Source organism: Thiomicrorhabdus chilensis DSM 12352 (genome assembly GCF_000483485.1).
GTDB classification, from domain to species: Bacteria; Pseudomonadota; Gammaproteobacteria; order Thiomicrospirales; family Thiomicrospiraceae; genus Thiomicrorhabdus; species Thiomicrorhabdus chilensis.
The window spans coordinates 878,437-892,136 of the sequence record NZ_KI519609.1 but is presented as its reverse complement, the minus strand read 5'-3'; the positions used below and the strand labels follow the sequence as shown (position 1 = coordinate 892,136).

Annotated in this window: 12 protein-coding genes; 5 read left to right on the top strand and 7 right to left on the bottom strand. The window is 47.5% G+C overall.

The window, feature by feature from the left end:
* The first annotated feature begins 81 nt into the window (after positions 1-81).
* Positions 82-1,608, top strand: coding sequence for an MltF family protein (locus tag B076_RS0104215; protein ID WP_245566313.1), 1,527 nt, complete (start codon positions 82-84; stop codon positions 1,606-1,608).
* A 24-nt stretch (positions 1,609-1,632) separates the two neighbouring features.
* Here B076_RS0104215 and thiI read toward each other — a convergent pair whose 3' ends face one another.
* The gene (gene thiI, locus B076_RS0104210; RefSeq protein ID WP_028486207.1) at positions 1,633-3,075 is read right to left on the bottom strand and encodes a tRNA uracil 4-sulfurtransferase ThiI; all 1,443 of its coding nucleotides are present in this window, start codon (positions 3,073-3,075) and stop codon (positions 1,633-1,635) included.
* A gap of 200 nt (positions 3,076-3,275) precedes the next feature.
* Here thiI and B076_RS0104205 point away from each other — a divergent pair, with 200 nt between their 5' ends.
* The 4 genes from B076_RS0104205 to panD all read left to right on the top strand — a co-directional run bounded on the left by B076_RS0104205 (position 3,276) and on the right by panD (position 8,415).
* Positions 3,276-4,247: a class 1 fructose-bisphosphatase gene (locus tag B076_RS0104205; protein ID WP_028486206.1), complete on the top strand. Its 972-nt coding sequence runs from the start codon at positions 3,276-3,278 to the stop codon at positions 4,245-4,247.
* Between the two features lie 84 nt (positions 4,248-4,331).
* Entirely contained in the window at positions 4,332-4,868 is a 537-nt protein-coding gene (gene ppa / locus B076_RS0104200; protein ID WP_028486205.1) for an inorganic diphosphatase, read from the top strand.
* 170 nt (positions 4,869-5,038) lie between these two features.
* A complete protein-coding gene (gene ppc / locus B076_RS0104195) occupies positions 5,039-7,828 on the top strand; it encodes a phosphoenolpyruvate carboxylase (RefSeq protein ID WP_028486204.1) in 2,790 nt (929 codons plus the stop codon).
* 197 nt (positions 7,829-8,025) lie between these two features.
* On the top strand, positions 8,026-8,415 hold the full coding sequence (gene panD / locus B076_RS0104185) for an aspartate 1-decarboxylase (protein WP_028486203.1): 390 nt from the start codon (positions 8,026-8,028) through the stop codon (positions 8,413-8,415).
* Positions 8,416-8,477: 62 nt separating this feature from the next.
* On the opposite strand, the gene B076_RS0104180 is transcribed toward panD, so the two are convergent.
* From B076_RS0104180 to pcnB, 6 genes are read right to left on the bottom strand one after another with little or no spacing between them, the layout of a single operon-like run.
* Entirely contained in the window at positions 8,478-9,188 is a 711-nt protein-coding gene (locus B076_RS0104180; RefSeq protein ID WP_028486202.1) for an OmpA/MotB family protein, read from the bottom strand.
* Entirely contained in the window at positions 9,181-9,948 is a 768-nt protein-coding gene (locus B076_RS0104175) for a motility protein A (protein WP_028486201.1), read from the bottom strand. The genes B076_RS0104180 and B076_RS0104175 overlap by 8 nt, the downstream gene beginning before the upstream one ends.
* A 29-nt stretch (positions 9,949-9,977) precedes the next feature.
* Positions 9,978-10,832, bottom strand: coding sequence for a pantoate--beta-alanine ligase (gene panC / locus B076_RS0104170; protein WP_028486200.1), 855 nt, complete (start codon positions 10,830-10,832; stop codon positions 9,978-9,980).
* Positions 10,832-11,626 (bottom strand): 3-methyl-2-oxobutanoate hydroxymethyltransferase, encoded by a 795-nt coding sequence (panB, locus tag B076_RS0104165; RefSeq protein WP_028486199.1) that lies wholly within the window; start codon positions 11,624-11,626, stop codon positions 10,832-10,834. The genes panC and panB overlap by 1 nt, the downstream gene beginning before the upstream one ends.
* Before the next feature lie 27 nt (positions 11,627-11,653).
* On the bottom strand, positions 11,654-12,151 hold the full coding sequence (gene folK / locus B076_RS0104160) for a 2-amino-4-hydroxy-6-hydroxymethyldihydropteridine diphosphokinase (RefSeq protein WP_038150407.1): 498 nt from the start codon (positions 12,149-12,151) through the stop codon (positions 11,654-11,656).
* Between the two features lie 5 nt (positions 12,152-12,156).
* A complete protein-coding gene (gene pcnB / locus B076_RS0104155; protein WP_028486197.1) occupies positions 12,157-13,620 on the bottom strand; it encodes a polynucleotide adenylyltransferase PcnB in 1,464 nt (487 codons plus the stop codon).
* Between the last annotated feature and the right edge of the window lie 80 nt (positions 13,621-13,700).

Below are 13,700 nucleotides of genomic sequence, written 5' to 3'. Positions count from 1 at the left end.
CATGCGTTTATGTAAAATAAATTTGTGTCAGCAAAAAACTTGTCTAAAATAAATTCTCAACCCTCAACCCAGGCTGTCAAGTTGTTGAACCCCATCTGGACGACATTAGTATATTCACTAAGCCTTATTCTGCTTGCCACAAGCCTGCCTTCCGCTGCCCAAAAACCTCCTCAGACAACATCACTGACCGATCGCATCAACCAGCCGTTTATAGGTGATCTAGACGAAATTCGCCAGCGCCGCATCCTACGCGTATTGGTAAACAACAGCCGAACCAATTTTTTTGAAACCAAAAAAGGCAAACGAGGCATTGAATACGACCTCTTAAAAGCATACGAAAACTATCTGAACAGGGGACCGAGAAAAGAACGCTATAAAACTCACATTGTTTTTTTGGTGCGCCCTTTTGAAAAACTTTTTTCTGAGTTGCGTGCCGGCAAAGGCGACTTGATTGCATCCGGGCTGACCATCACCCCGGAACGCAGCGCCGCCATGGACTTTACCGACCCGTACATTGAAGACATCCGTGAAATCCTGGTTGGCCATAAGAATGCCAGCAAAATCAATCGACTTGAAGACCTGTCCGGCAAACAAATTATCGCCGTTGCCAACAGCAGCTACATCATTCACCTGCGAATCTACAATCAGTTTTTGGGGCTCAATGGACTGGAACCTTTTGAGATCATCAAAGCCGATCCCCTTCTGGAAGCGGAAGACATTCTAGAAATGGTCAACGCCGGAATCTACGAATATACGGTAGTAGACAGCCATATTGCTGAAATCTACCAACAAACTCTTCCTGAACTCATCGCCTACGAAAACATCGTTTTTCACCAAGGTGGCAAAATTGCCTGGGCGCTCAACCAGAATCTCCCGAAACTCAAACAATCCCTCAACGACTTCATTCACTCCTACGCCAAGCCCGGAAGATTATTGGGAAATTCGGTTTACAAAAAATACTTTGAGAACGCTTACTGGATCAAACAACCGCAACTTCTATCGGAACTGGACAGAATCGAATGTCTGTCCTACTACCTTCAACTCTATTCCGACTACTATGAATTCGATTGGTTCCTAATTGCAGCACAGGCCTACCAAGAATCCAGGTTCAATACCAAGCTCACCAGCTCAGCTGGGGCTTACGGCATTATGCAAATCAAACCTTCCACCGCCAGCTCCAAAAACGTGGCCATCAAAAACATTAAAAACCTGGAAAACAACATCCATGCAGGCGTGAAATACCTGGCTTTTTTGAGAGACAATTACTTCACCGGCCAACAATACAGCGAAGAGGATCGTATCAACTTTTCCTTAGCGGCCTATAACGCAGGTCCGGGACGAGTCAGAAAAATGCAACGCACCGCCCAGAAAATGGGACTCAATCCTAATAAATGGTTTTACAATGTAGAAGTGGTGGCGCGTAACACCATTGGTCATGAAACCGTCAACTATGTCACCAACATCCAAAAAACTAAAATTGCCCTGCAAAGTTTCAAAGCCCTTTCGGACACCAAAAGACTTTTAAAAGCCAAACAAGCAGAACAAGCCAAATTAGAAGCCGAGAAACTTGACTCCCCGACATCGGCACCCCTGAAAAAAGCAGAATAAAGCTTTAACCTAAAGCATCAAACATTATACTGGTCGATAGACTTTAACGTTTTCAAACCCCTTGTCTTTGAGATACTGGGCGTGCAACTGACTCATCACTCCTTTCTCACAATACAGCAGATAGTTTTTCGTCTGATCCAACTTCGAAAACTGTTTATTCAACTCGTGAAATGGCATCGTTATCAGTTCAACGTCCTCTAGAGGCCGCGCTTTGCGCTCAGCTTCCGAACGAATGTCAATCACAACCGTATTCTCAGGGACTTGCTGCAGCACTTCCACATAGGCTGACTCGGCGACATCTTCAACAATCTTATCAACCGGAATGGTCACGGCATCCGCCACGGCGCGGTCAAGTACGCTGTAATCAAAACGGGCCGCCTCTTTCTTCATTCGCTCAAAAGACGCATTCGTCACAGGATTTTTAGAAATCACCCCGCAAAACTCCGGCATGCTTTCGGCAAAATGTCGGGTACCGATTTGATCCGCCATGGCCATAATCTCAGGCTTATTCATAGTCGCAAGTGGTCTCAAAACCAGCATATTGGTGACATTGTCAATCACCGCTAAATTCCTGAGTGTTTGGCTGCTCACTTGCGCCACACTCTCTCCTGTCACCAGTGCATCAATCCCCATTTCCTTGGCGACTCTCTCGGAGGCCATCAACATCAACCTCTTTAAAGTCACACCCATATAGCTCTCATGAGTCGAGCGGAAAATTTCTCCAACCACCTCTTCAAACGGCACGGTAACAAAAGAAACCCTGTGCGAGGCTCCGAACTGGCTCCACAAATATAAGGCCACCTGCTTGACCCCAATTTCATGAGCCGCGCCTCCCAAGTTGAAAAAAACAAAATGAGTCTTCAGCCCGCGTTTCATCGTTAGATAACTCGCAATCGTGGAATCAAAACCTCCGGACATCAGAGACAACAAGGCTCCCTGAGTGCCCATAGGGTATCCACCCAGGCCTGCCCGTTTTGCGGTCACGATATTCAGTTCATTTTGATGGATTTCCAACTCCACCTTGACTTGCGGGTTATGCAGATCCACTCCGGCAGGATTGCCTTTCTCAAATAAAACGCCACCAATGAAACGTTCAGCCTCGTAAGAACTAAACTCATGTGTGCCACTGCGCCTGGCGCGTACCACAAAAGTTTTCCCTTCAATCCAAGGGCAGGCGACTTCCGCCACCTTATCTGCGATAGCCTCCAGATCTTTGCCGGCCTGCAACTGAATCACTTCCAGCACCTGCTCCACCCCCGGTGTCTGTGTCAAAATCCGGCGCACTGCTTCAAGATACTGATCGTCTGTCTGCACCTCGATCTTATCCCAGAAACGCTTGGTCTGAATATCCTTATTCACCCTTAACAGCAAGGTTCGCAAATTATCATGCAACTGACTGACCATCTTTTTCTTGACGGCGGTTCCTTTCACCATAATTTCCGGGAATAACTTAACAATAAATTTCATGACAACTTTCTGACCGTTTTTGACTATTCAAGCCGCTTATTTTAACGAATCCGAAACACTTATAGAGAAAATCGCACATCCTTACGGATGACAAACCGAGCAGAATTATTGATTTGCTCGGGCGCTTGAACTTGTACCTTTTGAACCCAACATGTTAGAATTGCCGCAATTTATTTCAATTAAACATAGAGAGAACCTCGATGAAAAGATTAGATCAAGTACTGGCTAAAGACGGCGTAGGCGCTGAACTAGAGTTAGTTATCAAAGACGTTATGGTCGCCTGTAAAGATATCGCGTACAAACTAAGCCAAGGTGAGCTTGCTGGTATCCTAGGTGCAACCGAAGATGAAAACGTCCAAGGTGAAACTCAAAAGATGCTTGACGTTATCTCTAACGATCTTCTTAAAGACATCTTAGTTGCCAACCCTTATGTTCGCGGTGTTGGTTCTGAAGAAGAAGACTACACGATTGCCGCTAACGCATCGGGGAAATACCTGGTCACGTTTGATCCACTAGATGGTTCTTCTAACATTGACGTTAACCTATCCGTAGGTACGATCTTCTCAGTTCTTGAAGCTCAAGACGATACTGCTGGCGACAACCAGGAAGTATTCCTGCAAAACGGTCGCAAGCAAGTGGCTGCCGGTTATGTTCTTTACGGCCCTTCATCACTATTGGTGATGACAACCGGACATGGCGTCAATGTTTTCACGCTTGATACCAACATCGGTGAATTCGTATTGACCAAAGAAAACATCACCATTCCGGAAGATACCGCCGAGTTTGCAATCAACATGTCAAACCAGCGTTTCTGGGAACCTGAAATGAAGCAGTACATTGATGACTGCCTACTGGGTGAAGAAGGCCCTCTTGGTAAGCGTTACAACATGCGTTGGGTTGCTTCCATGGTAGCTGAAGTACACCGTATCTTAATGCGTGGCGGTATTTTCATGTACCCGTACGATAACCGTGACCCTTCTAAAGCCGGTAAACTTCGCCTGATGTACGAAGGTAACCCAATGTCAATGATTGTTGAACAAGCCGGCGGCGCTTCTTCTACAGGTCGTATGGATATCATGGATGTTCAACCTGAAGGCATTCACGACCGCGTACCGGTTGTGCTAGGTTCTAAAAACGAAGTGGCAAAAGTTGTGGCTTACCACAAAGGTTAAGTCCCGCCTGCTAACGTTTATTTCAGCACCCGCTCTTGCGGGTGTTTTAGTTTAACCCCCTCATTAACTATCAAGGATTACACCATGGGTTATGCAGCTGTTCCAGCGGGTAAAGACCTGCCAAATGACATTAACGTAGTAATTGAAATTCCTGCGTTTGCTTCACCAATTAAATACGAAGTCGATAAAGACACCGACTTGGTCTGGGTGGACCGAATTCAAGGGGCCACCATGCAATACCCTGCCAACTACGGGTACATCAATGACACTCTGGCAAACGACGGTGACCCGGTTGACGTATTAGTGGTCACCCCTCACCCTTTGATGATCGGCTCGGTTATTCGCTGTCGTCCAATCGGCATCCTCAAGATGACCGATGATGGCGGTGAAGACGCCAAAGTCATTGCGGTACCGGTAGACAAACTGACACCAATCTATAAAAACATCAATGCAGTTGAAGAAATCCCACTCCTTAAAGAGCAAATCGAACACTTCTTCCGCCATTACAAGGCCTTGGAGCCTGGTAAATGGGTCAACATTGATGGCTGGGGCGACGTGGATGTCGCACGTCAGGAAATTCTGGCAGGTGCCAAACAGTATCAGCAAAAACAACAAGGATAAGCGCTAATTTCCTTGACACACTAAAAGCCCCTTTTCAGGGGCTTTTTTAATGGGCATAACAGAGTAAAACCCCATATTTACTTAAGACATCAAGCGAAAGAGTTTCAAAAAAAACTCAATTATTCTGTTATAATTTCGGTAATTTGTGTTTATAAAAACTGAGAGTGAACATGGCTGCAGAAAAGCGAGATAAGCAACTTAGAGCAAGGGTCAAACTACTTGGAAGCCTTCTGGGTGAAATCATTGAAACTCAGGTTGGCAAACCCGTTTTGGATGCCATCGAAAAACTACGGACGGGTTACATCAAGCTGGACGAAAAGGAAGACCCCGCACTGCGTTCCGAATTGACTGACTTTATTGAGAAACAGTCTGCCGAGGATCTCATCTTGATCATCCGTGCGTTCAACATCTATTTCAGCTTGGTCAACTTGGCCGAGGAAGAACACCAATACCACGAACGTCAAAGCCAGCTTAAGTCGGACGGCCCTTTATGGGAAGGTTCTGTCTTGAAAACCATTGAAGGGTTCAAAGCTCAGGATTTCTCAGCGGAACAGGTTAAAAAACTGCTCGGCAATCTTTGCTATATTCCGGTTTTCACCGCTCACCCGACCGAATCCAAAAGACGCGCCGTCATGGAAAACCTTCGTAAGATCTTCTTAACACTGGGCGAACTCAATGAAGCGGAAGCCTACAACAACCCTTACGCTCAAGAAGAAGTCATCAAAAAGCTCCAGTACCAGATACAAGTGCTCTGGAAAACCGATGAAGTGCGCCGTCAAAAACCGACCGTACAAGATGAAATTCGCAACGGTATTTACTATTTCCGCCAATCCCTGTTCACCGCCGTGCCACAAGTATATCGCTACATGGAACGCGCTCTGGCTCGATTCTATCCAAACGATAACATCGAGACCCCAAACTTCCTGACCTTCGGTTCTTGGATAGGGGGTGACCGGGATGGTAACCCTTACGTGACCCACGAAACCACGGTACAGGCACTGCTATTGCAAACCCGCTCGGTACTTTATGAATATCAAAACCGTGTGTTTGACTTAAGTCACAAACTGACACATTCAAAATACATTACCGACATCAACCAAGACCTGCTCAACAAGGCGACCATTGTGGATTCAGACCTTCAGGAAGCGGTTTTCAAAAAACGTCCTGAACGCTTTAAGGATGAGCCCTACCGTCGTTTCCTTTACCTGATTCGAGGCCGCTTACAGCAAAACTTGAACTATGTCGAAGCGCAACTGAATGGCAGCCCAATCAAAAAATCGGGCTTTGCCTACTCGACAGAAGACGAACTGCTTGCCGACCTGCAACTGATCCACCAATCACTTTGTGAACATGGTGACGCCAACGTGGCCAACGCTGATCTGCAAGATTTGATTCGCCTAGTGCAAACATTTGGATTCTTCCTGATGCGTCTAGACATCCGTCAAGAATCGAACGTGCACAGTGATGCGGTCGCGGATCTGCTTTCACACCTGAACATCGATTACCACTCGCTATCGGAAGGCGACAAGCTGGAGTTGCTGGCTAGCCATGTGGCCTCTGCGACCATCATCGACACCCAACACCTCAAACTCGACAAAATGACCAAAGAGGTGCTGGAGGTCTTTAATGTCATCCGCACCATGCGCCATGAGATTAGCCCAAAGGCTTTCAACAACTATGTGATTTCCATGACACATGAAGCCAGTCACGTCATGGAAGTGCTGTTCCTGGCTCACCAGGCAGGTTTGGCAGGCTATAATGCTGGAAAACCTTACTGTGACATTCAAATCAGTCCACTGTTTGAAACCATTGAAGATCTCAAACACATTGTGCCGGTTACTCAGTCCCTGCTTGAAAACTCAACTTACCGCACTATGCTCAAGGCCTCAGGAAACCAGCAGGAAATCATGCTCGGTTACTCTGATTCGGCCAAAGATGGCGGTAACTTATCATCGGCGTGGAGTCTGTACCAAGCTCAACAATCCATCATGGCACTTGCCGACGAATACCACATTGATTGCCGACTGTTCCACGGGCGTGGCGGTACGGTAGGACGTGGAGGCGGGCCAACTCACCACGCAATTCTTTCACAGCCAACCGGAACGGTACGTGGTTCAATTAAATTTACTGAACAAGGTGAAGTCCTCTCCTACAAATACAGTAATGCCGAAACCGCGATGTATGAGTTGTCACTGGGTGTCACCGGCTTGATGAAGGCCAGTACCGGACTCATTCAACCGATTAAAAAGGACAACCCGGCACATCTTCAGGCCATGCAACAGCTTGCTCAAGATGGTGAAGACTGCTTTAGGGAATTGACCGACCACACCGAAGGTTTCTTTGAGTTCTTCTACGAGGCAACTCCAGTGACCGAAATCGGCTTACTCAACATCGGCTCTCGTCCATCGCACCGTAAAAAAGGCAACCTATCCAAGTCTTCGATTCGTGCGATTCCATGGATTTTCGGATGGGCACAAGCTCGTCTGACTTTCCCAGCTTGGCAAGGAACTGGTTATGCACTAGATAAGTGGATTCAGCAGCACGGTGAAACCGAGCTTAAAGAGATGTATGAAAACTGGCCTTTCTTCAAAGGCCTGTTAAGCAACATCCAGATGGCTTTGTTTAAAACCGATCTGCAAATAGGCGCTGAATACGTCAAACTTGGACGAAATCAGGAAAACGCCCGTAAAATCTACGATATGATTGCCGAGGAACATACCCGTGGCGTTAAACGTATTCTGGAACTGACCGGTAACGAGTACCTGATGGCGGAAACACCGGCACTGGCTCTGTCACTTAATCGCAGAACGCCCTATCTGGAGCCTTTAAACAATATCCAGGTCGCCATATTGAGACGATATAAGGATGAAAACTTGACTGAAGAGGAGAGAGAAGTTTGGCTGACGCCATTGCTTAACAGCATCAATGCCATTGCCGCCGGGATGCGCAATACAGGTTAATCCTTCTTTATGCCTTAAATCTGAATAATATCAACAAAGCCCGCTAAATAAAGCGGGTTTTTTGTTGTGTGATTTTTTCACCAAAAGCCAGTATAATACCGACCTCAACTTTTTGAATTTCGCAGTCTAAAGGTCGAAACATCTTCTTTAGTCTGAGAGAAATGGTGATCCCATTCCGGCGAACAATAGAGATAAGTATGCAAGTAACACTTTTAAAATGTAAATTACACCGTGTCACAACAACGCATGCAGAGCTAGATTATGAAGGCTCTTGCGCGATTGACGGCTACCTGTTGGATATGGCCGGAATTCGTGAATACGAACAGATACAAATATACAACGTGAATAACGGTGAACGTTTTACCACCTATGCCATTCGCGCCGAAGAGAATTCAGGCATCATCTCCGTTAACGGTGCAGCGGCACACAAAGCCAACCCTGAAGACTTGCTGATTATTGCGGCTTATGCCTCTATGGATGAGGCTGAAGCGGATCAATTCAAACCCAAATTAGTCTATGTGGATGGCGACAACAAAATCACCCACACGCGAAACACAATTCCGGTTCAGATGGTGAAAGCGGTTTAATCCGTTAACCATCTGTCACCTCAACCGGCAGTCATCCCAAGCATGGGATGATTGAGCCCCAATCACTTTTCAGCCCTAGATAAAGGCTTAATCAGGACTTCAACTCTTCGGTTTTTAGCCAAATCAGCAGGTGAATTACCGTTCGAAAGTGGTTGTGTATCCGCCAGACCAATCGCCTCAGCCTGTTCCGGAAGAATCAACCCCTGGCTGACCAGCTCCAATATAACATTGGCCGCACGTGCACTGGAAAGCTCCCAATTAGAATTGAATCGCCCCCCTACAACTGGAAGTTTATCGGTATGGCCCATGGCGCGTACCAACACGTCTTCTCGGTAAAAACCATCAAAATTCAACAGTAGATCGGAAAACTCAGGTTTTAAATCGGCGCGGCCCGGGTCAAAAGCAATCTCTTCTGGAAACGTAACCTTAATCTCATCATCAACTTGATTGTACTCGACATTGATCGAAGCACCCTGCTGCCCATCCGGAAAACGTTTAATCAACTTTTCGTAAAGCGGCTCAAGCCCTATATTTACGACCGGGACGCCCTCTTTCTGCAGCAACTCCTGTTGCTCAACAGAATCGAAAAACAGGAGCTGATCTGCGGATAAAGGTGAACCATCCAACGCCTCTCTCAGCGATTCAACCGCAGAGCGGTATTTTGGAATCTCCAGCGTTGACATGGCAAACAACAACACAAACACAGCCATCAGCAGCGACATCAAGTCGGCAAATGTCATCAACCAGGATGAACCCGCCTGCTTTTTAGGCATCCTTAGCCACCTGACGTTTATTTCCGTGCAGATAAGGCGCAAGTAAATCGCGCATCACTGCCGGATTATGGCTCTGGGCGATGCTGTCAATCGCCTCGATAATCATCATTTGACGATAGGATTCGCCCTGCACCCAGGATTCAATCTTGTCAGCCGTCGGCAAGGCAAACAAGTTGGCAATCATCGCCCCATACAAAGTGGTCAGCATCGCCACCGCCATGGCCGGCCCGATACTGGAGGGATCGCTTAAATTAGTCAACATTTGAATCAAACCGACCAGAGTTCCCATCATCCCAAACGCCGGAGCGGCCTCTCCTATTGCACGGAACACCCCGGCACTGGTTTCAGCTTTATCCACTAGCAAACGATTTTTCTCTTTTAAGGTCTGCTTGACCAGCTCCGGCGAATAGCCATCCACCAGCATTCTGATACCGGCCTGATAAAACTCGTGATTGATCTCATAACCTTCCATGGCCAACGCACCTTTTTGGCGGCTGATCCTCAATAAATCCTCAGTAATGTCCACCAGTTCATTCAAGTCCTTAATCTGATTATCGACTTTCAAAACGCAAAATGACATGCCAATAGCATTGAAGGACTCTTTCATTGAAAAGCGGATCATGGTGGCAGCAATCGTGCCGCCAATGACAATCATCAAGGAAGGAACATTGACAAACAAAGAGATAGAAGAGCCCATTGCCATTGCAATAAGCACGATTGAAACGCCTGCAAATAAACCAATCAAGGTTGAAAAACTCATAAACTCAATTCCGGAGTAACGGTGTGAAATCAGATTTTATTAAGCAAAATATTGTCCAGCAGACGGGTTTTTCCCAAACGAGCCACGCCCAATACGGCAAACTCGGAATCTTGGCTGTCAGAAGGCTGTAAACTCTTAGGGTGCACAATCTGCACATAATCCACAGAGTCGAACCCATCCGATAAAAGCTGCTGCTGTGCAGTCTGTTGCAGTTCATTAAAATTGCGGTTACCGGAAGTTAAAGCTGCCGCCACATCGGTCAACACGGTATGCAACTTTGGCGCGATAACACGCTGAGAAGCGGTCAAATATTGATTGCGAGAACTTAACGCCAAGCCATCCTCAGATCTGGCAATCGGTGCTTTAACAAGCTCGACTGGCAGCGCCAAATCCGACACCATGCGTTCAATCACACAGTATTGCTGAAAATCTTTTTGCCCAAACACAGCGACGTCCGCCTGCACCATATTAAACAGCTTGGCCACCACGGTCGTCACGCCATCAAAATGCCCAGGCCGGCTCGCCCCTTCAAGCAGGCCTGTGAGCGTCTCTGGCACACTCACTATAGTCTGAAATTCGCCATGAGGATACATCTCATCCACGGCAGGATAAAACACTGCGTCCACCCCAGTTGCTAAAAGTTTAGCCTGATCACTCTCGAACGTTCTCGGGTAGGAGTCAAAATCTTCATCCGGGCCAAACTGCAACGGGTTCACGAAGATACTGACTACGACCCGATCCGCGTGCGCCTTCGCCAACTCCACTAAACTTAAGTGCCCATCGTGCAAATTCCCCATCGTCGGAACAAAGCCGATACGCAGACCCTGCGACTTCCAATCACGAACCTGCATTCTGAGTTTTTTTATGGTTTCGAAGCTGTTCATTATCCAACCTCGTGACTGGCATCCGGGAAAGACCCGTTCTTAACGGCGGCTACATAAGCGTTAATCGCGGCTTGCACCGAAGCGCTCTCTTGTAAAAAGTTTTTAGAGAATTTGGGCGTCTTGCCAACCGTCAGACCCAAAACATCATGCAATACCAAAACCTGCCCGGAAACCTGCTGACCGGAGCCAATCCCAATCACAGGGATTGACAGCTTGCAGGTGATTTCGGCCGCCAGAACACTTGGAACACACTCCAGCACCAACATCTCTATGCCGGCCTCCTGCAAAGCCAAGGCCTCTTCTAAAAGACGGTCCGCGGAATTTCGGTCTTTTCCTTTGACATGGTAGCCAAACTTTTCAACCGACTGCGGCAACAAACCCAAGTGGCCACACACCGGAATCCCTAAATCCGAAAGCGCTTCAACTATAGGCAAAACACGTCGACCACCTTCAAGCTTGACCATATTGGCACCGGCTTGCTTCATCAATCGGGCCGACGCTTCCAGAGCATTGTCCACCGTGGCATCCGCCATAAACGGCAAATCGGCGATACACCAGGCCTGCTGGTTTCCACGTTGCACCATTTTTGTGTGATACACCATCTCATCCAGACTGACCGGCAAGGTGGTGTCATGCCCTTGCACTACCATGCCCAGGGAATCCCCCACCAGAATCACATCCATCCCCGCATCACTCACCCAGTGTGCAAAACTGGCATCGTAAGCGGTCATAGCTGCAATTTTCTCACCCTCACGATAGAGTTTTTTCAGTTTTGAAAGTGTTGTCTTACGCATAGCAATCCCTGTTTAATTCAGTGAATTTCATGATTGTCTTTCTAACGCCAAAGGAATTACAAAGGTGGTTTCTAACTGTGAAATTAAATCCTCAACTGGGCCAAGTTCAGGAATCAGCAGGCCTGGTGTGATTTCAGCCAGGGGCAATAACACAAAATCTCGCTGCGCGATTTCAGGATGTGGAATCGTCAAAGTCTGCGTTTGCAGCTTTTGGTCAGCGTACAACAGAATATCCAAGTCGATATTGCGCTCACCCCAGCGGCGTTTCTTAATACGCCCCTGATTGTGCTCAATTTCCTGCAAGGCAGCCAACAAGGTCTGGGGATCGAGCTCGGTTTCGATCAAACACACCGCATTGACAAAATCCGGCTGATCCTGCGGCCCTAATGGTTTAGATGAATATAACCGTGAATGCTTCACCAAGCGTGTCTGAGAAAGCTGGTCTAGCGTCTGAAACGACTGCTCAATCTGGCTGGCAGGATCTTGCAGATTACTGCCCAAACCAATATAGACGGGATGTGGCATGACCTTTAATCGCTCGATTTAGTGCTGCCGGATGAGTCAGATTTCTTTTGACTTCGCTTGCGATAGAAATTGCGATTCTGACGTCTTCTGCGCCCTTTTTGTGGTTTTTTCTCGACTGCATTGGCAAACGCCACCTGATCGACCGGATCTTTTTCCTGATACTCAGTCCACCAGTCAAATAACTTCTTAAGTTCGCTCTCGCCAGCCGCAACACGCACCCCCAAAAAGTCATAGGCCGCTCTAAAACGCGGATGCTCAATCAATTTTTGAGCCCGCGGTCCCTGGCGTTTAGACAATCGGTTCTGGAGGTTCCAGATGTCGCGCATCTGCGCGGTAAAACGTTTAGGAATGGCCGTGCTGCGAATCTGCTGCTCAATCACATCATTGGCGGCGGCAAAAAACGCATCTTGATGCACCATGCCACTGTCAAGGTGTGCCTGCTTTCTCTGCAGCATCGGCTCCCACAACATGGCCGAAAACAGAAACGCCGGATTCACGGATTTACCTTCAGAGATACGTAAATCGGTGCTCTTCAACGCTTTGATGACCATCATGCGCGGAAAGCCCTCCAGCTCTTCATGCAAAAGCTGTTCTGTAATGGGGAACAGATAGGTAAACAGGTCAAAATGACGGAGCTTTTCAAATACCTGAACACCGGCACCACTGTGAAAAAGTTTCAACACCTCCTCAAACATGCGGGCGTTTGAGACATCTTTCAAAAGATGCCCCAACTCTTCGATGGGAGCCTCGGTGGACTTATCGATATTAAATCCGAGTTTGGCGGCAAAACGCACCGCACGTACCATTCTGACGGGGTCTTCGCGGTAACGGGTTTCAGGGTCACCGATCAGGCGCAAGGTTCCGTTTTTAATGTCTTGCAAGCCATCGGTATAGTCAATGATACTGAAATCTTTGATATTGTAGTAAAGCGCATTGACCGTGAAATCGCGACGCCACACGTCTTCATCAATGGTGCCGTAAACATTGTCCCTAAGCAGGCGGCCCGAATCGTCCACTTCTCGCGCTTTGCCGCTCTGCTTGCCTTTACGCCCAAAAAAGTCCTGACGTTGCGCTTGTTCCTTGCCTTGGCCACGGAAAGTGGCCACTTCAATCACGGTTCGTCCGAAACGCACATGCGCCAATCGGAAACGACGACCAATCAACTGACAACGTCTCTTGAAAACCTCTTTTACCTCTTCCGGTTCGGCATTGGTGACCACATCGAAGTCTTTAGGCTCCAGCCCCAACAGCAAATCACGAACACACCCGCCAACCAAATAGGCTTCAAAGCCGGCACGTTTCAAACCGTAAAGCACATCCAGGGCGGATTTATCAATCTCTCTACGCGAGATACCGTGTTCCGATCGTGGGATGACTTTAGGGGCTTGTGGAATGGATGGCTTTGCCGGATGGGTCTGGGTTTTGCTGGGGGAAAAATAGGATGTGATTTTACGAATAATGCGTTGCATAGAAGGCCATAATTGAGCGTCAGAAATTAGTAGCCCATTTTAGCGACTTTTACCCAGAGTTCAAAGCTTTACATGGTTTC

Coding starts and splice junctions, on each gene's coding strand:
- B076_RS0104205 (WP_028486206.1), top strand. CDS start 3,276: ATGAAAAGATTAGATCAAGTACTGGCTAAAGACGGCGTAGGCGCTGAA.
- panD (WP_028486203.1), top strand. CDS start 8,026: ATGCAAGTAACACTTTTAAAATGTAAATTACACCGTGTCACAACAACG.
- pcnB (WP_028486197.1), bottom strand. CDS start 13,620: ATGCAACGCATTATTCGTAAAATCACATCCTATTTTTCCCCCAGCAAA.
- B076_RS0104180 (WP_028486202.1), bottom strand. CDS start 9,188: ATGCCTAAAAAGCAGGCGGGTTCATCCTGGTTGATGACATTTGCCGAC.
- thiI (WP_028486207.1), bottom strand. CDS start 3,075: ATGAAATTTATTGTTAAGTTATTCCCGGAAATTATGGTGAAAGGAACC.
- panB (WP_028486199.1), bottom strand. CDS start 11,626: ATGCGTAAGACAACACTTTCAAAACTGAAAAAACTCTATCGTGAGGGT.
- folK (WP_038150407.1), bottom strand. CDS start 12,151: ATGCCACATCCCGTCTATATTGGTTTGGGCAGTAATCTGCAAGATCCT.
- ppc (WP_028486204.1), top strand. CDS start 5,039: ATGGCTGCAGAAAAGCGAGATAAGCAACTTAGAGCAAGGGTCAAACTA.
- B076_RS0104175 (WP_028486201.1), bottom strand. CDS start 9,948: ATGAGTTTTTCAACCTTGATTGGTTTATTTGCAGGCGTTTCAATCGTG.
- panC (WP_028486200.1), bottom strand. CDS start 10,832: ATGAACAGCTTCGAAACCATAAAAAAACTCAGAATGCAGGTTCGTGAT.
- ppa (WP_028486205.1), top strand. CDS start 4,332: ATGGGTTATGCAGCTGTTCCAGCGGGTAAAGACCTGCCAAATGACATT.